Raw genomic sequence first — 15,574 nt, 5'->3', positions numbered from 1 at the left:
TCAATATCCCAAAGCACAGCCGTCTTTGCGCGGGTCTGACGCGCCGATCAGGATGCCGGTCTCGTCGATCAGGATGCTTTGCGCGCCGCCAATCGGCTCGGGTGACAGCGACACCTGATGCCCCATCTGCGCCAACTCTGTGCGCACTTCCGGGCTGTATCCGCTTTCCACCAGCATGCCTTCGGCCCCCGAGAAACAGCGTGGCGCGTCGATGGCGGCTTGAGCCTCGAGCCCATAGTCGATCATATTTGACACAAACCGCGCATGGCCGCAGGGCTGATAGGCCCCACCCATCACACCGAACGGCATGATCACCTTGCCATTTTTGCGCAACATGCCCGGAATGATCGTATGCATCGGCCGCTTGCCGCCGCCTGCCTCGTTCGGATGGCCCGGCTGAAGACTGAACCCCGCGCCGCGATTCTGGAAGTTGATGCCAAATTTCTGCGAGGCGATGCCCGCGCCAAAGCCCCAGAAAATCGAATAGATCAGCGACACCGCCATGCGGTCACGGTCGACAACCGTGATGTAGATGGTGTCTTTGTGCACGGCCTCGCTCAGCGGTGCGGCAGAGGCCATCGCGCGTTTTGGGTCGATCAGCGCGGCCAGTTTCGCGGCCGTTTCCGGCGACAGCATGTGATCCAGCCGGGGTGCTGTCTCGGCAATGAAGCGATTGCGGGCATCGTAGGCCAGCTTGGCGGCCTCGGCCTCGATATGCGCGCGCTGGGTGCCGAACGGATCCATCGCGGCAAGATCGAAGTGTTTGAGGATGTTCAGCATCAGGATCGCAGTGGCACCCTGACCGTTTGGCGGATGCTCGACCAGTTCGGTGCCTTTGTAGTCGCCCGCAATCGGATCGGTGTAAGTGCATGCGGTGGCTGCGAAATCTTCCAAAGTGTGCAGGCCACCCATGGCTTGCAGCGAAGTGACCATGTCTTCGGCAACCTCGCCCTCATAAAATCCGGCGGGGCCTTCACGGGCGACGCGGCGCAGCACTTCGGCCTGACCGGGCGCGCGGAAGATCTGACCGATCTGCGGGATTTTCCCGTCCAGCAGGTAAAACTTGCGGGCGTCGCCGCTGAGTTCCGGGCCATCCGCCGCCCAGTCGAAGGCGACGCGGGGTGCCACGGGCACGCCTTCATCGGCATAGCGAATCGCCGGGGCCAGCACGCGGTCGAGACCCATCTTGCCCCAATCGCTGGAAAGGCGGCAAAACGCATCCATCGCACCCGGCACCGTCACCGGATCAACGCCGCGCACTGGCACGGCATCAAGACCGCGATCCCGCATCGCCTGTGCCGAATAGGCTTTCGGCGCGCGGCCCGAACCGTTCAGCGCCACGATCCGCTCTTCCCCAGCTGGTTTGATCAGCGCAAAGCAATCGCCACCGATCCCGGTCATTTGCGGCTCGCAGATCCCCAGCAGGATGGCACCCGCGATGGCCGCATCCACCGCATTGCCGCCAGCCTCCAGCGTTTCAATCGCCACTTTGGCGGCCAAAGGATGTGATGTGGCACAGACGCCATTGCTGGCATAGATTGCCGAACGGCCCGGAGCCTGAAAATTGCGCATGAAGAACCCTCCTGTTGGCGACAAGCCTAGGGAAATGTGGAGGGATTTCCAAGGGTAGATGGACCTCGGCGCCACGAACTGGGTGGGGGCAATATCCGCAGCGCCGAGTGAAGCTTTATGCAGCTACAGCGTCGATTTTGGCGACTAACGAGGGCTATTTTAGGGGGAAATTCTGGCAAACAGGTGGCAGATCTGGCGAAATGGAGACAATCGACCATCAGGCTGGTGATTGTTTCGTATCAAGCCGAAAGCTGAGTAGGTTGCGCCCATCCTCACGGCGGTAATCAAGGTCTTTCGACAGGCGTCGAATCAAGTGCCAACCAAAGCCGCCCTCTGGCAGATCCGCACAATCCCCATGCGGGGCCAACACACCAGCAGGCAATTGACCGCCCGGCATCGGCACACCCGTATCCGAAATTTTGCAGAGCAGTTCGTTTCGCCGCAGTTGAAGCGAGATTTCAATTTCACCATCATGGTGTGCATAGGCATGTTCAACAATGTTGTTCAACGCCTCAGCCAGAACGATTTCAGCGGTGCCGCGGCCGTCTTCGGGCAGGCTGCGCAGCAAAAGCGTGTCCAGCAAAGCGCGTAAGCCATCGCGGACGGCTGTTTGGTGCCCCGGGATTGTCAGCCGGGCGCTGGTGGAGAATTCCACCGCCTTGGCGCGCACCGGTCAACTCACTTGCCGCAAACCGTCAGGTATTTGGTCATGAATTGTGAAAATGCTGTCCATCCGGGTCAGCCGAAAAACTTTTTTTACTGTGATTGTGAGGCCCGAGAGTTCAAGCTTACGCTCTGGCCCCAGAGCCTTCATCACCGCAACCACAGCGCCCAGACCGCTGCTGTCCAGAAATGCCACCCGCGACATATCCAAAATGACCCGAAGCGACGGCGCCTGTGTCAGTTCGCGCATGCGGTCTTTGAACTGAATAGCCCCCGCCGCGTCGATACGGTCACCCAAAGCGCTGACCACAATAATTTCGCCGCGTTGTTCCGCCACAAGCTCCATCTGCTTGGCCCCTTTTCTGAATCACTGGGCTCAGGTTAGGGCCAAGAGGTTACCGATTGGTAAGCAGAGCTGGATAATCTGGCGCAGGATCAGTTCAGCTGAAACTGCAGCGGGTAGCGGCCATTCTCGAAGTCGCCAAACAGGTCAGGCAGATCGGGATGCGTTATCGGCTCGCCGGTTTCATCTGGGACAAGGTTCTGCTCGGAGACATAGGCCACATAGTAGCTTTGGTCATTCTCGGCCAGCAGGTGATAGAAGGGTTGATTGCGCGAGGGGCGGGCATCTTCTGGGATGGCGTGATACCATTCCTCGGTGTTGGAAAACATCGCGTCCACATCGAACACCACACCACGAAACGGGTGCTTGCGATGACGAAGCACCTGACCGATGTGATATTTGGCCGCCGTCTTCAACATCGTGCATGTGCTCCCCTAAAAGGGTTAGTAATCCGTTGCGCAGACGGTGTCTATTCCACAGGCGCGCTCCGGGGGAAACAGTCTGTATTGGCCTGCCGCCTAGTCTGGCAAGGTCTCGCCCATCCGAAATCCGCCGACGCCTGGGTTTTGCACGGGATTGTCATGGAAAAACCCAGACATGCCCATTTCATCTGCACGGGTTTTCTCGTATCTTGACCACAAAATAAAAACGCGAGGGGCAAATGAGCAGACTTCTCCGTGCGTCGATCCTGTTGTTGGCCCTTGCATCTTGCGGGGGTGGGAGTTCTTCGGCGCCGAAAAAACTGGATGACGCTTGCGCGATTTTGCAGCAGCGCCCGACCTATTATAGGGCGATGAAGGCGACAGAGCGGAAATGGGGCGTGCCGGTGCATGTGCAGATGGCCGCGATCTATCAAGAGAGCAAGTTCGTCGGCAATGCCCGCACTCCGCATCAGTTTGCGTTGGGGGTGATCCCGATGGGGCGGCAATCTTCGGCCTATGGCTATAGTCAGGCGCTGGATGGCACTTGGGAAGAATATCAAGACGAGCAGCGCCGCTTTGGTGCCAAGCGCGACCGGATCACCGATGCCACCGACTTCATGGGATGGTACATGAGCCAGAGCAATCAGCGGCTGGGGATCTCGATGAACGATGCCGAGTCGCAGTATCTGGCCTATCATGAAGGCCGGACCGGCTATGCCAACCAGTCTTATCTGAACAAGCCGTGGCTGGTCGATGTCGCCGCCGCGATCGGGCGGCGGTCGCAGATGTATGCGCAGCAACTAAGCTATTGCCGCTAGCGAGACGGGGTTAGCGGCCGCGGCGTTCGATTTCGTCGGTGATGTTGAACAGGCTGCCGCTGTAATTGCCGCCGGTCTTCAGATCACCCAGGATCACCGTGGTTTGCTGACCCAGATCATCGGTGATCACCCATTGCCGCAGGGTGGTCGGGTTGGATGTAAACACCAGCGCGATCTGGCCGTATTCGGGATGCTGGGGGTCTTGCGCCACGACTTGGGTGGCGTTCTTGGCCTCGGTATGGGCGACCACGGTTTTGGCGCTGCCGAGATTGACGTTGGCGGCGAGGATCAGGTTCAGGGGGGTCCGTTTCAGCGGATACTGTTCCGGCGCTTGGTTCGACTTCGCATCGAAAATCGCGACGTTGCCGCTGGAGGCCAGCACCAGCGATTTGTCCGGCGGGGCGTATTCAAAGCGGACCCGGCCGGGGCGTTTGATGATCAGCTTGCCGGTGGCGATGGAGCCGTCGGCGTTGACTTGGGTGAACTGAGTCTCGACCGTGGTCAGGCTGTTCAGATAGGCCGACAGATCCTTCAATGGGATTTTCTCGGCCCATGCGGGGACGGCGAGAAGGACCAGGGCGAGCGGGGCGAGGAGGGTGCGAAGCGGTTTCATGCTTTCTATATATGACAGGCAAAGCGGCGCTGCACCCCCCTTGCGTTCACTTGGCGGAGAGGTGCCGAGGCGGGTTTCGTGAGCGGTCCCAACTCGGGACCTTTTAATGTCATGTAAAAACAATGGCTTGATATGGCCGCGTTAAGGGATTTTTAACACATTCGCCCGTTGAATGCTTCGGAGGGAGTATTTAGGCCAATGTGAAGTTTCGCAGTTTCATCTTGGTCTAAATATCCCCGCCGGAGGCTTCGGCGTTTTCAACCGCAGCGCCCCTTGCCCGTGGGGCGGTTGCGGTTACAATGCGGGCAACCCCAGCCAAGGACGCCAATATGTCGATCAACGCCCCGGAAACCCAGATTGTCACCCACTGGAAAATCGCTTGCGATGGTGGTGAGGGGGCTTTGGGGCATCCTCGGGTTTGGCTGACCATCCCCGAGGATACCGGATTTGTCGAATGTGGCTATTGCGACAAGCGTTATGTGATCGACCGCGCCCATGCCCATGACGACCACTGACGTCAGCAGGCACTAAGGCTTGCGCGGCCGCGGTCTGATCCGGCTGGTGACAGCCATTATCGCTTTGCCGCTGCTGTATTTTGCGGCCGGGATTGCGGGGGCGGTGATCCCTGGCAAACACGCTGATCTGGCCCCCGGCACCGATGTGTTGATCGGGCTGGCGCGCGCGCCGATCCATTATGATTTTCTGCTGCCGATGTCGCCCGAGTTGCGCAGCCGCTATGGCTTTGCCGAAGCTGCCGGGGTGCCGGTGCATGCGCCGCAGGCCGAGTGGTTGCTGGTGGGCTGGGGATCGGAAGCGTTCTACACCAGTGCCGGAAGCTACAGCGATATGAAGCCGGCGGCGGTCTGGACCGCGATCACCGGCGACAAGGCCGTGCTGCATCTGGATGTGGCGGGGGATGTCAGCGGCGTGGCGGGGATCAGCTATTTCACGCTGTCGGAGGCGCAGTATCAGGCGCTGCTGCGCAGTCTGGATGGGGATTTTCAGCGCGATCAGACCGGGGCTCCGCTGCCGCTGGCCGCGCATTTCAATGATCACGACGCGTTTTTCGCGGCCAAGGGCGATTTCAGCCTGCTGTATCCCTGCAATGCCTGGGTGGGCGAGACGCTGCGCGCGGCGGGGGTGCCGTTTGGCATTTGGACCCCGACGCCGCAGGCGGTGGAACTGGCACTGGGGTGGCATAACGGCTGACGGGAGGCCGAACCGGGGGCAAACTCTGCGGGGCAGAGTTTGTCGGTTCGTCGCGCATAAGGCTGAAGGCCGTTGTGCGAGGGGTGTTGGGCAGCACGCCAAGGTTTGAAAATCTGGCAAGAAGACGCGATGCCAAAGACATATGAGGGGGCATCAAGGCTAGAACGCCAAGCCGCTTCGTGGCAATACTGCGCCCTGTAGCGGAAAAAAGGGCGGGCAGATCATGGCATTCGGCAAGGGCAATCACCTGCATCTGATCGACGGCTCGGCGTTTATTTTCCGGGCCTATCATGCACTTCCCCCGCTGACGCGGAAATCGGATGGCATGCCGGTGGGGGCGGTGGCGGGGTTTTGCAACCTGCTTTGGGGCGAGTTGACCTCGATCCGCAAGGAAACCGCACCGACGCATCTGGCAGTGATCTTCGATGCGGGATCGATCACCTTCCGCAATGAAATCTATGATAAATACAAAGCCAACCGCCCGGAATTGCCCGAAGATTTGCGACCGCAGTTTGCTTATACCCGCAAGGCCACCAAGGCGTTCAACGTCGCCTGCATCGAGCAGGATGGCTATGAGGCCGACGATATTATCGCCACTTTGGCGCGGCGGGCGCGGGAGGCGGGTGGATCGGTGACGATCATCTCTTCCGACAAAGACCTGATGCAGCTGGTTGGCGACGGCGTTGATATGCTGGACCCGATGAAGAACAAGCGGCTTGGCATCGACGAAGTGTTCGAAAAGTTCGGCGTCGCCCCCAATCGGGTGGTGGATGTGCAGGCTTTGGCCGGGGATTCGGTGGATAACGTGCCGGGCGCGCCGGGCATTGGCCTGAAAACCGCGGCTTTGCTTATTCAAGAATACGGCGATCTGGAAACCCTGTTGCAGCGCGCGGGCGAGATCAAGCAACCCAAGCGGCGCGAGGCGTTGCTGGATAATGCCGAGTTGATCCGCATTTCCAAGCGCTTGGTGACGCTGGATGCGGATATGCCGTTGGAATGTCTGTTGGACGATCTGGAACTGGCCTCGCCCGAGCCGGATGTGGTGATGGCGTTTCTGCGCGAGATGGAGTTTTCGACCCTGACCAAGCGCGTGTCAGAGCGGTTGAAGATCCCGGCACCCGCAGTGGATGACGGCTTGGCCTTGGCGGCGGTGAATGATGCCGAGAACGCGCTGGAAACGCCCGCTGTGCCGTTCGACGTGGCGCTGTATGAGAAGATCGACACGATGGCCGCGCTGGAGGCGTGGATCGCGCGCATCACGCATGTCGGGCATGTGGCGGTGGATACCGAAACCACCTCTCTGAACGAGATGCAGGCGGAACTGGTGGGGATTTCTCTATGCGTTGATGCCGGGAAGGCTGCCTATATTCCGCTGGGCCATAAGCAGGGCGGCGGTGATCTGTTTGGCTCATCCGAACTGGTGCCGGGGCAGTTGGGGCTTGATGAGGTTCTGGCGGCGTTGAAGCCGGTGCTGGAGGATGCTGCGATCCTGAAAATCGGCCAGAACATGAAATATGACTGGAAGATTTTCAAACGGTATGGCGTCGAGATCGCGCCGTTTGACGACACCATGTTGATGAGTTCCGCGATGCAGGCGGGGCTGAACGGGCATGGCATGGATGCTCTGTCCGAGAAGTATCTGGGGCATACCTGTATTCCGATCAAGAGCTTGTTGGGGTCAGGAAAATCTCAGGTGACGTTTGATCGAGTCGCGGTGGATGATGCGGTGAAATATGCCGCCGAGGATGCCGATGTGACTCTGCGGCTGTGGCAATTGTTCAAGCCGCAACTGCACCGCGCGCGGGTGACGACGGTGTATGAGACCTTGGAGCGGCCCTTGGTGCCGGTGCTGGCGCGGATGGAGATGGCCGGGGTTCAGGTGGACCGCGATACTTTATCCCGGATGTCGAATGCCTTCGCGCAGAAGATGGCGGGGTTGGAGGCGGAAATTCAACAGGTGGCGGGGCAGCCGTTCAATGTCGGCTCGCCGAAGCAGTTGGGCGAAATCCTGTTCGACAAGCTGGGCCTGCCGGGGGGCGAGAAGGGCAAGACCGGGGCCTATGCCACCGGGGCGGATGTGTTGGAGGATCTGGCGACCGAGCATAGCTTGCCGGGGCTGGTGCTGGATTGGCGGCAGTTGGCCAAGCTGAAATCGACCTATACGGACGCGTTGCAGGATCATATTGATGCCGAGGGCCGGGTGCATACCTCGTATTCGATCACTGGGGCGGTGACCGGGCGTCTGGCCTCGACCGATCCGAATTTGCAGAACATTCCGATCCGGTCGGAAGAGGGGCGGCGGATCCGTGAGGCGTTTGTGGCGCCGAAGGGCAAGGTGTTGGTGTCGCTGGACTATAGCCAAATCGAGCTGCGGATTTTGGCGCATGTGGCGGATCTGGCCGCGCTGCAACAGGCGTTCAAGGATGGCATTGATATTCACGCGCTGACGGCAAGTGAGATGTTCAATGTGCCGCTGGATCAGATGACCAGCGATATTCGCCGTAGGGCGAAGGCGATCAACTTTGGCGTGATCTACGGGATTTCCGGCTTTGGTCTGGCGCGGAATTTGCGGATCCCGCGGGCCGAGGCGCAGGGCTTCATTGATCGGTATTTTGAGCGGTTTCCGGGGATCAAGGAATACATGTCGGATACCGTGGCCTTCGCGCAGAAGAACGGCTTTGTGCAGACGCTATTTGGCCGGAAAATCCACACGCCCGAGATCAACGCCAAGGGTCCGGGGGCGGGGTTTGCCAAGCGGGCGGCAATCAACGCGCCTATTCAGGGCACGGCTGCGGATGTGATCCGGCGGGCGATGATCAGGATGCCTGCGGCGATTGCGGGGATTCCGGCGACCATGCTGTTGCAGGTGCATGATGAATTGCTGTTCGAGGTCGAGGAAGGCGCTGCCGAGGCGCTGATCAAGGTGGCGAAGGATGTGATGGAGGGGGCCTCGCATCCGGCGGTGCATCTGAAGGTGCCGTTGACGGTTGAGGCGGGCGTGGGGGCTACTTGGGCTGCGGCGCACTGAGGGCCAGCGCCGGGGGCTAGCCCCCGGACCCCCAGGATATTTGAGCACAGAGGATGACCTAAGTGATCCAGACCTGGGCGGAGTTGAAGGCGTTTGCTTTGGGCATGGATCTGCCCGAGATCACCTTGGCCACGCCTTGGGGGCATGAGGCGTTGAAGGCCTTTGGCAAGATGTGGTGCTATTGGTCGTATTACGAGGATGCGGCGGTGTTCAAAGCTAGCCGCGATGAGCGGGAAATGCTGATGGCGGCGGAACCGGAGACGTTCTTTCTGCATCCGCATTATGCGCCCTACAATCTGGTTTTGGTGCGGGGAGGCTGCATTGATCCGGGCTGGGCGCGGGCGCGGCTGCAGCAGCAGTGGCGGGATGCGGCACCGAAGCGGTTTTTGAAGGACTGGGACGCGCGATGATGCAAGCGGCCCCGGCTCAAGACCGGGGCGGCGTGGGGAATGCGGCGCGGGGGGATGCGGAGCCGGAAGGCTTTAGATCACCCTTGGTTACGCGCGCTCAACGCGCAGTTGGTAGCAGTTGTTGCGGGCGGACCTTATGTGGACATAGGCGATGCGCGGGTCGGTCAGTCGGGTTTCGGCCTCGGCGGGGATCGTCGCTGTGGGGACGACGGCACCTGTGCCGTAGACGATGCGGTTCTCGGCGGAATAGCCCCGGATGATGTAATCGGGGGAGGCGAGGATTTCGGGGATGGTGTCGGTGGTGCCTGCGTCGCACGCGTCAGCGCAGAGGAATATCGGGCCGAGTTCGGCGTAGGGTTGCGCTGAGGGGAAGGGCCGGTGGGCGAGGATCAACATGCCTGCGCCCTTCGGGATCATTTGCAGACAATGGCGGCAGGGGTTGCCTGCGCCGTCGGAGATATGGCGCTCGGGCGGCTGGCCGTTGGCGTCGGGGCCTCCGGCCTGGTAGGCGCGGACGGTTTCGGTGGGGATGGGCGTGAAGCGGATCATGGCAACCTCTGGGTTAGGATTGGCCCAGATAGCGCCGCGATCAGGTTTCAGGCGACCCGAAACCTGCGGTTAACGCATTGGCCTTATCCTAAGGCAGAAATCACCGCTGGAAGGGGCATATTCTGATGAAATTGATGAAAGCCAAACCGCCTTAACGCTGGATCAGCGGCCCCATGACTTTGCCGCCCAGGATGTGCAGGTGGTAATGCGGCACCTCTTGCATGCCATGCGGGCCTGCGTTGGTGATGGCGCGGTAGCCCTGACCGGGGGCGACGCCGACGATCTCGCAGACCTTGGCGCAGGCGCGGTGAAAATCGAGGATTTCCTCGGCCGAGGCTTCGGCTGCGAAGTGATCAAAGGTGGCGTAGGGGCCTTTCGGGATCACCAGCACATGCACCGGGGCATGCGGGGCGATGTCGTGGAAGGCCAGCGAATGCTCGGTTTCCAGCACGGTCTTGTTGGGAATTTCGCCGCGCAGGATGCGGGCGAAGATGTTTTGCGGGTCATAAGAGTAGGTCATCGGTCAATCCACAAACAGATAAGCGGTGGCGGCGATTTCGCGCGCCTTCTCGGGGCTTATGTCAAGAAATTCGGCCAGAGGCACGGTGTTTTCGTCAATGCTGGCACTTTGGCGTACACGCAGCAGGTTGGGAAAACCGGCATCGCGGATGCGGTCGCCTTCAAACTTCACATCGTAGCGGATGGTTGGCAGCAGGCGTTCGATGGTGTCTTTCGGGGTGCTGTCTGACGCCAGACCCACGCGCTTGGCATGGCCGATCAGGTAATCATCGGTGAAGTCGCATTCGATTTCCAACAGCCGCACCTTGGCTTTGTCGTTGTAGAAATCCTGCATCAGATCGACGCTGGCGGGGTCAATGCAGACCACAAGCTGATCGGTTTGCCAGTAATCGAACAACACCCGCATCAGCGCGCGGCGGTGGCGCGTGCGTTTTTCCAGCGTCGATTGGATGCCGCCAAGATCGGGCAGCGGGGTGGAGGCCTCGTTGAACAGATAATCCAGCGCGGGCAGGTTGGTGACCTGACGCACGCGTTCGACCAAGCGTTTGGCGACGTGCCATTTCTTGCAGGTGACCATCATCAGGGTGCGATGGCGGCCGAGCGAGCTTTCGGTCTCCCAGAACCGCGGCGCAAAGCGGCGGCCTACGCGACCCCGGCCTGAGATGAATTTGAACAGTGAGCGGCCTTCGTTCGAGATCGCAAAGCGCACGCCTTTGGCGGCATAAAGCTTACCCAGGCGGTCTTTCAGGTCTTTCGCATCCGGGCTGATCTTGCGGGCAAACAGATAATCCTGGCTGATCAGCAGGTCGTAATTGTCGTTATAAAACGTCACCGGCATGCCGTAATCGGTGAACATCAGGAAGGTCAGCGTGCGGGTGCGCAGTTCGTGTTCCGGGATCAGGTGGCGGACGATGGTTTGAAAAAACGTCTCATCCGGGATCCAGGTGGTGCGGAAGAAGCGCATCACATCGCGGCGCTTCTTGGTGAATTCCAGCACGGATTCCACGGTGCGGCGGCGCAGGCACCACCACTGGCTGCCGATTTGCATGGCGATGTCGGCAGGGACGTTGCGGGTCAGGCCAAGTTTGTCTTGCCATTTCATCGAAGCGTAAAACAGCGCCTTGTGGGTGCGCTCGTTGAAGTAGTGGCGGTAGATCAGGCGTTCTTCCTTGATGCCGGTCTTGATCCAGTCGGAACTGAAGAAATCGAAGCTTTCGATGTAGTCGACTTCCTCGCGGTCGAGGAATTTATGGGCGAATTCGGCGGATTTGATCGGCATGCAGTCGCCGGACAGCATGTAAAAATGCGTGGCGCGCGGGAAGGCTTCAACGGCGGCCTCGACGGCCATCAGGGTGGCTTCGACGAGGGACCATTCGCCCCAGCCGCATTTGGCGCGGCGTTTGGTGAAGGTGACGTTTGGGTTTGCGGTCAGCACCGAGCGGATTTTGTCGAAATCCGATGGCTTGGCACGGCCATCGAAGTGAATGGCGACATAATCCCCCACCGCTGTCAGCCGTTGAGCCTGAGCGATGATCCCATCGGGATCCTTGTGGCAGAGAAGGATGTAGGCGATTCTGGCCATTGGAAGAACATTAAACCCTTGAACGCGTCATTGTTTCCCTGAATACCTTGAAGAGACATTGAAAAGACAGAGTTTGTTTGCTTTTTTGTGGCTGATTGGGTTTGTGCCGCATCGGATGCGGGCGTTTGGGAGGGTGCGGATGGGTTTCCCCGGAACTTGGATGACAGAGTCGGAATCGGTGGTCTACCGGGTGGTGCCGAAATGCGCCTGCTCGACCATCGGGCAGATCATGTTCTATTCCGATCATGGCACATTCTTTGACGGTGATATCCATGATGCGACCGGCGGGATGCACAAATGGGCGATCGAGGCGAGCCAGCCTTTGATTGAGCGCAACGTCAAGCAGCACAAGTCTTACGCTTTTACCTGCGTGCGCAACCCGTACACGCGGATTCTGTCTTCGTTTTTCGACAAGATTTGCGGCATTCAGCGCAACGGCAAGCGCTATCGCGGCAATCTGGTGCCGTTGTTGGTGCAGAAATACGGTGTGCAGGTGGGCGGCGATGACGGGCAGGGCGAGTTTGACCAGATCGCCAGCTTCCGGCGATTTTTGCTGTTTGCGCGGGATACCATCCGGTTCAAGAAACCGATGGAGCCGGACATTCACTGGTCAGCGATGGCGGGGCATGTCTCGACCTATATCGTCAACGGCGGGCGCTATGACAAGATTTTCTTCACCGAGAAATTCGATGAGGGCATGGGCGCAGTTCTGAAGAAAATCAAGACAAAACATAAGGTTGATCTGAAGAGGATCCCGAAATTCAACGAGAGTGAGGGCCACGGGCCAAAGCGGCTGCACCCGGTTGAGGACTATTTCGACGATCTGTCGCGGCATCTGGTCTGGGAAATCTACAAGCGCGATTTCCAGCTGTTCAAGTATGATTTCGACAATCCGGGCAACAAGATGCCGATTGGCGAGATTGATCTGGATGAAGTTCACGCCAAGCTGGGCGATTGAATTTGGCGGTGCAACTGGGGGTTTCACACCCCCAGACCCCTGTGGGATATTTGAGCAGAGAGGATGACAATTTTAGATAAATTGTTTGGATTTTCTGCGGTTAATCCGGCACTTTCATCACGATTTTCCCGATATGGCTGGAGCTTTCCATCCGCCAATGTGCTGCGGGGGCTTCGGTCAGTGCGTATTCGCTGTCGATCACCACGCGGAAGCTGCCCGCTGCGATCATCGGCCAGATATGGCTTTCCACGGCTTGCGCGATGGCGGCTTTGGCCTGATCGGATTGCGGGCGCAGGGTGGATCCGGTCAGGGTCAGGCGGCGCATCATGATTTCTGCGAAGTTGAGCTCTACCTTGGCACCTTGCAGGAAGGCGATCTGCACGAGGCGGCCATCATCTGCCAAGGCGCGGATGTTGCGCGGCAAATAGGGGCCGCCGACCATATCGAGGATCAGATCGAAGCCGCCGAGTTTCTTCGCCTCTTCCGAAAAATCGGCGGTTTTGTAGTTGAAGCAGGTCTCTGCACCCAAAGCCTCGACCGCGCGGCATTTCTCATCACTGCCAGCGGTGGCAAAGACACGGGCACCCAAGGCTGCGGCGATTTGCACCGCCGTTGTGCCGATGCCGGAGGAACCACCGTGGACGAGAAAACGCTCGCCTGCTTTCAGACGCCCGCGCATGACGATGTTGGACCAGACGGTGAAGCAGGTTTCCGGCAGGCAGGCGGCTTCGCGCAGGGTCAGGCCTTCGGGGATCGGCAGGGCATGGGATTCGTGGCAGGCGGCGTATTCGGCATAGCCGCCGCCGGGCAGCAGCGCGCAGACCTTGTCGCCGATCTGCCAGCGGGTCACACCGGGCCCCATCGCGACGACGGTGCCTGCGCCCTCCAGCCCCGGCAGCGGTGAGGCAGAGGCGGGTGGGGCGTAAGAGCCTGCGCGTTGCAGCGCGTCGGGGCGGTTCACCCCGGTATAGGCGAGGTGGATGATGATCTGGCCATGCCCCGGCACTGGCACCGGCAGCGAGGCGGGCAGCAGCACATCCGGGCCGCCGGGGATAGAGATTTCCATTGCCAGCATCGAGGAGGCAAGCGTCATGAGGCGGCCCTTTCAGGGTTTGTGATGGCCGGGCAGATCGGCGGCGGCTTTGGGTGCACGGATCTTTTCCAGCAGTTTGGCAGGCCCGGCCAGCAGCGCCTTTGCCAGCGGGTTGGCTTGGATTGCGGCTTTGGTTTTCTCAAATTGCGTCACATTGGCGAGACGGCGATCCAGGAAAGCCCAGGTGTCGGCGTTGTCGTCGGAGTGATCGCCCAACCAGAACAGCACGGTGGCGGAATAGACGGCAGAGAGCGTGGCGCGTTTGGTGTACCAGTTCAGATCGGTCGAGGTATCGCCCAAGGCCTGCCAGATCGCATCGGCACTGGCCCAGATCAGTTTGGCGCCTTCGGGCGCGTGTTGCGGCAAGCTGAACAGGGTGGTGCCGCGGCGGACGAGTTCTTTGTCGGCCGCAGCAAGGCGCAGTTTGATCGCGGCGGCAACGCGGTCGGTATAGCGCAGGGCGGTCAGATCGGTGCTGGCGAGGGCATCGCGCATGGCTTGATCGCCCGCCTGATGATAGGCAACCGCAAGGTCGATGCCGCCGCGCGGGAACAGCGCGCGGGCCAATGCGGGGGCTATGTCCGAATCAGTCAGGGCAGCGTTCAGGGTGGTCTGCGACCAGCCATCAAAGGCGGCATGGGGCAGCGCGGCCTGCAAAATCCGGGTTTTGGCGGCTTCCATGCTGTTTTCGTGATCCATTCGGTTCCCCTTCTCTGCGCAAGGTAGACAAAGCCACGGGGCTTTGCTATCCGGCCAGAGCCTGCACATTCAGTGCAACTCTAACTTAGGAAGGTGGTGACAACCACATGCAGGTCAGCGTCCGCGATAATAACGTTGAGCAAGCGCTTCGCGCCCTCAAGAAAAAGCTCCAGCGCGAAGGCGTGTTCCGCGAAATGAAGCTCAAGCAACATTTCGAGAAACCCTCCGTCAAAAAAGCGCGCGAGCAAGCCGAAGCCGTTCGCCGTGCGCGCAAGCTTGCGCGCAAAAAGGCATTGCGCGAAGGCGGCGTTTAAGTCGTTCTTGGAATGCTGGGTGGGGGCTGTATGCCCTTGCCCCACGATCAACCCCCGTCCGCAAGGCCGGGGGTTTTTCTTTTTGCCGGTCGCCGGGGTGCGTCAGGCCAGCTTGCGCCGATAGGCAACCGGCGCGCGCTCCGGCAGGGTGACGTTCAGTTGGCTGACCATGTCGATCATCGACTCGGTGGCTTCGTCCAGCGACTGGCAGGCAACCGTGGTTTCCGCGAACATCGACGCGTTTTGTTGGGTCACATTGTCCAGATCGTTGATTGCTGCGGTGATCTCGCTCAGCGAGCGGGATTGGTCGCTGGCCGTGCTGGCGATGGCCGCAACCTGTTTGGCCGCGGCGGCGACGCTTTGGGTTATGACCGTCAGTGCGGTTCCAGTCTGGCCCACCAGATCGACCCCTTCGCGGACGTGCAGGCCAGCTTCCTGCACCAGACCGGTGATTTCCTTGGCCGCGTCGGAACAGCGTTGCGAAAGGGCGCGCACCTCTGACGCGACCACCGCAAAGCCACGCCCCGCCTCGACCGCGCGGGCCGCCTCGACCCCGGCGTGCAGCGCCAGCTGATTGGATTGAAACGCGATTTCGTCGATGACCGAGTTGATCCGGGCAATCTTTTGCGAACTTTCCGCGATGCTTTGCATCGACGCAATCGCCTGTTCCACCACGCGGCTGCCGCCCCGTGCCTCTCATTGCGCCAGGGCTGTGGACGCCTCGGCGTTCGAGGCGATATGGGCGGACTGGCGCACACTGGCACGAAACTCGACCACCGCGG

17 protein-coding genes and 1 pseudogene are annotated in these 15,574 nt (G+C 60.1%); 7 read left to right on the top strand and 11 right to left on the bottom strand.

Annotated features, from left to right (window positions below; genetic code table 11):
* The 4 genes from U1A24_RS00125 to hspQ all read right to left on the bottom strand — a co-directional run bounded on the left by U1A24_RS00125 (position 1) and on the right by hspQ (position 2,997).
* Positions 1-1,572 (bottom strand): gamma-glutamyltransferase family protein, encoded by a 1,572-nt coding sequence (locus tag U1A24_RS00125; protein WP_322319962.1) that lies wholly within the window; start codon positions 1,570-1,572, stop codon positions 1-3.
* A 217-nt stretch (positions 1,573-1,789) separates the two neighbouring features.
* Positions 1,790-2,227, bottom strand: coding sequence for an ATP-binding protein (locus U1A24_RS00120; protein WP_322320141.1), 438 nt, complete (start codon positions 2,225-2,227; stop codon positions 1,790-1,792).
* Positions 2,228-2,245: 18 nt separating this feature from the next.
* Positions 2,246-2,581 carry an STAS domain-containing protein gene (locus U1A24_RS00115; RefSeq protein WP_322319961.1) on the bottom strand — a complete coding sequence of 112 codons (336 nt, stop codon included), beginning with the start codon at positions 2,579-2,581 and terminating at the stop codon, positions 2,246-2,248.
* An 89-nt stretch (positions 2,582-2,670) separates the two neighbouring features.
* Complete coding sequence (hspQ, locus tag U1A24_RS00110; RefSeq protein WP_054008293.1) at positions 2,671-2,997, bottom strand: heat shock protein HspQ; 327 nt, start codon at positions 2,995-2,997, stop codon at positions 2,671-2,673.
* Positions 2,998-3,239: 242 nt separating this feature from the next.
* On the opposite strand from hspQ, the gene U1A24_RS00105 reads away from it, so the two are divergent.
* Positions 3,240-3,818 (top strand): lytic transglycosylase, encoded by a 579-nt coding sequence (locus tag U1A24_RS00105; RefSeq protein WP_322319960.1) that lies wholly within the window; start codon positions 3,240-3,242, stop codon positions 3,816-3,818.
* Between the two features lie 10 nt (positions 3,819-3,828).
* Here U1A24_RS00105 and U1A24_RS00100 read toward each other — a convergent pair whose 3' ends face one another.
* Complete coding sequence (locus U1A24_RS00100; protein ID WP_322319959.1) at positions 3,829-4,431, bottom strand: outer membrane lipoprotein carrier protein LolA; 603 nt, start codon at positions 4,429-4,431, stop codon at positions 3,829-3,831.
* A 329-nt stretch (positions 4,432-4,760) separates the two neighbouring features.
* Here U1A24_RS00100 and U1A24_RS00095 point away from each other — a divergent pair, with 329 nt between their 5' ends.
* The 4 genes from U1A24_RS00095 (at position 4,761) to U1A24_RS00080 (ending at position 9,078) form a co-directional block, all read left to right on the top strand.
* Entirely contained in the window at positions 4,761-4,946 is a 186-nt protein-coding gene (locus U1A24_RS00095; RefSeq protein ID WP_322319958.1) for a zinc-finger domain-containing protein, read from the top strand.
* Positions 4,947-4,992: 46 nt separating this feature from the next.
* Complete coding sequence (locus U1A24_RS00090) at positions 4,993-5,640, top strand: TIGR02117 family protein (protein ID WP_322319957.1); 648 nt, start codon at positions 4,993-4,995, stop codon at positions 5,638-5,640.
* 223 nt (positions 5,641-5,863) lie between these two features.
* A complete protein-coding gene (polA, locus tag U1A24_RS00085; protein WP_322319956.1) occupies positions 5,864-8,668 on the top strand; it encodes a DNA polymerase I in 2,805 nt (934 codons plus the stop codon).
* A 62-nt stretch (positions 8,669-8,730) separates the two neighbouring features.
* Positions 8,731-9,078: an MmcQ/YjbR family DNA-binding protein gene (locus U1A24_RS00080; RefSeq protein WP_322319955.1), complete on the top strand. Its 348-nt coding sequence runs from the start codon at positions 8,731-8,733 to the stop codon at positions 9,076-9,078.
* Between the two features lie 87 nt (positions 9,079-9,165).
* On the opposite strand, the gene U1A24_RS00075 is transcribed toward U1A24_RS00080, so the two are convergent.
* The 3 genes from U1A24_RS00075 to U1A24_RS00065 form a co-directional block, all read right to left on the bottom strand.
* Entirely contained in the window at positions 9,166-9,627 is a 462-nt protein-coding gene (locus tag U1A24_RS00075) for a DUF1203 domain-containing protein (protein ID WP_322319954.1), read from the bottom strand.
* A gap of 151 nt (positions 9,628-9,778) precedes the next feature.
* Positions 9,779-10,147, bottom strand: a complete 369-nt coding sequence (locus U1A24_RS00070) for an HIT domain-containing protein (RefSeq protein WP_322319953.1) — start codon at positions 10,145-10,147, stop codon at positions 9,779-9,781.
* 3 nt (positions 10,148-10,150) lie between these two features.
* Complete coding sequence (locus U1A24_RS00065) at positions 10,151-11,728, bottom strand: DUF5928 domain-containing protein (RefSeq protein ID WP_322319952.1); 1,578 nt, start codon at positions 11,726-11,728, stop codon at positions 10,151-10,153.
* Between the two features lie 139 nt (positions 11,729-11,867).
* Between U1A24_RS00065 and U1A24_RS00060 the strand changes: the two genes are divergently transcribed.
* Entirely contained in the window at positions 11,868-12,686 is an 819-nt protein-coding gene (locus tag U1A24_RS00060) for a sulfotransferase family protein (RefSeq protein WP_322320140.1), read from the top strand.
* A 100-nt stretch (positions 12,687-12,786) separates the two neighbouring features.
* On the opposite strand, the gene U1A24_RS00055 is transcribed toward U1A24_RS00060, so the two are convergent.
* Both U1A24_RS00055 and U1A24_RS00050 read right to left on the bottom strand, forming a co-directional pair.
* Positions 12,787-13,779: an NAD(P)H-quinone oxidoreductase gene (locus U1A24_RS00055; protein ID WP_322319951.1), complete on the bottom strand. Its 993-nt coding sequence runs from the start codon at positions 13,777-13,779 to the stop codon at positions 12,787-12,789.
* 12 nt (positions 13,780-13,791) lie between these two features.
* Positions 13,792-14,478 (bottom strand): COQ9 family protein, encoded by a 687-nt coding sequence (locus tag U1A24_RS00050; RefSeq protein WP_322319950.1) that lies wholly within the window; start codon positions 14,476-14,478, stop codon positions 13,792-13,794.
* Between the two features lie 107 nt (positions 14,479-14,585).
* Between U1A24_RS00050 and rpsU the strand changes: the two genes are divergently transcribed.
* Complete coding sequence (rpsU, locus tag U1A24_RS00045; RefSeq protein ID WP_100196301.1) at positions 14,586-14,792, top strand: 30S ribosomal protein S21; 207 nt, start codon at positions 14,586-14,588, stop codon at positions 14,790-14,792.
* Positions 14,793-14,894: 102 nt separating this feature from the next.
* On the opposite strand, the pseudogene U1A24_RS00040 reads toward rpsU, so the two are convergent.
* A pseudogene (locus U1A24_RS00040) lies at positions 14,895-15,476 on the bottom strand (methyl-accepting chemotaxis protein); the annotation flags it as partial.
* Between the last annotated feature and the right edge of the window lie 98 nt (positions 15,477-15,574).

Source organism: Cypionkella sp. (genome assembly GCF_034376685.1).
In the GTDB taxonomy this organism is placed as follows: Bacteria; Pseudomonadota; Alphaproteobacteria; order Rhodobacterales; family Rhodobacteraceae; genus Cypionkella.
This window is presented reverse-complemented; position numbering and strand designations above follow the sequence as displayed.

Excerpts from the sequence above, each read along its gene's own strand:
- U1A24_RS00125 (WP_322319962.1), bottom strand. The coding sequence starts at position 1,572 with ATGCGCAATTTTCAGGCTCCGGGCCGTTCGGCAATCTATGCCAGCAAT.
- U1A24_RS00115 (WP_322319961.1), bottom strand. The coding sequence starts at position 2,581 with ATGGAGCTTGTGGCGGAACAACGCGGCGAAATTATTGTGGTCAGCGCT.
- hspQ (WP_054008293.1), bottom strand. The coding sequence starts at position 2,997 with ATGTTGAAGACGGCGGCCAAATATCACATCGGTCAGGTGCTTCGTCAT.
- U1A24_RS00105 (WP_322319960.1), top strand. The coding sequence starts at position 3,240 with ATGAGCAGACTTCTCCGTGCGTCGATCCTGTTGTTGGCCCTTGCATCT.
- U1A24_RS00100 (WP_322319959.1), bottom strand. The coding sequence starts at position 4,431 with ATGAAACCGCTTCGCACCCTCCTCGCCCCGCTCGCCCTGGTCCTTCTC.
- U1A24_RS00095 (WP_322319958.1), top strand. The coding sequence starts at position 4,761 with ATGTCGATCAACGCCCCGGAAACCCAGATTGTCACCCACTGGAAAATC.
- polA (WP_322319956.1), top strand. The coding sequence starts at position 5,864 with ATGGCATTCGGCAAGGGCAATCACCTGCATCTGATCGACGGCTCGGCG.
- U1A24_RS00075 (WP_322319954.1), bottom strand. The coding sequence starts at position 9,627 with ATGATCCGCTTCACGCCCATCCCCACCGAAACCGTCCGCGCCTACCAG.
- U1A24_RS00070 (WP_322319953.1), bottom strand. The coding sequence starts at position 10,147 with ATGACCTACTCTTATGACCCGCAAAACATCTTCGCCCGCATCCTGCGC.
- U1A24_RS00065 (WP_322319952.1), bottom strand. The coding sequence starts at position 11,728 with ATGGCCAGAATCGCCTACATCCTTCTCTGCCACAAGGATCCCGATGGG.
- U1A24_RS00060 (WP_322320140.1), top strand. The coding sequence starts at position 11,868 with ATGGGTTTCCCCGGAACTTGGATGACAGAGTCGGAATCGGTGGTCTAC.
- U1A24_RS00055 (WP_322319951.1), bottom strand. The coding sequence starts at position 13,779 with ATGACGCTTGCCTCCTCGATGCTGGCAATGGAAATCTCTATCCCCGGC.
- U1A24_RS00050 (WP_322319950.1), bottom strand. The coding sequence starts at position 14,478 with ATGGATCACGAAAACAGCATGGAAGCCGCCAAAACCCGGATTTTGCAG.
- rpsU (WP_100196301.1), top strand. The coding sequence starts at position 14,586 with ATGCAGGTCAGCGTCCGCGATAATAACGTTGAGCAAGCGCTTCGCGCC.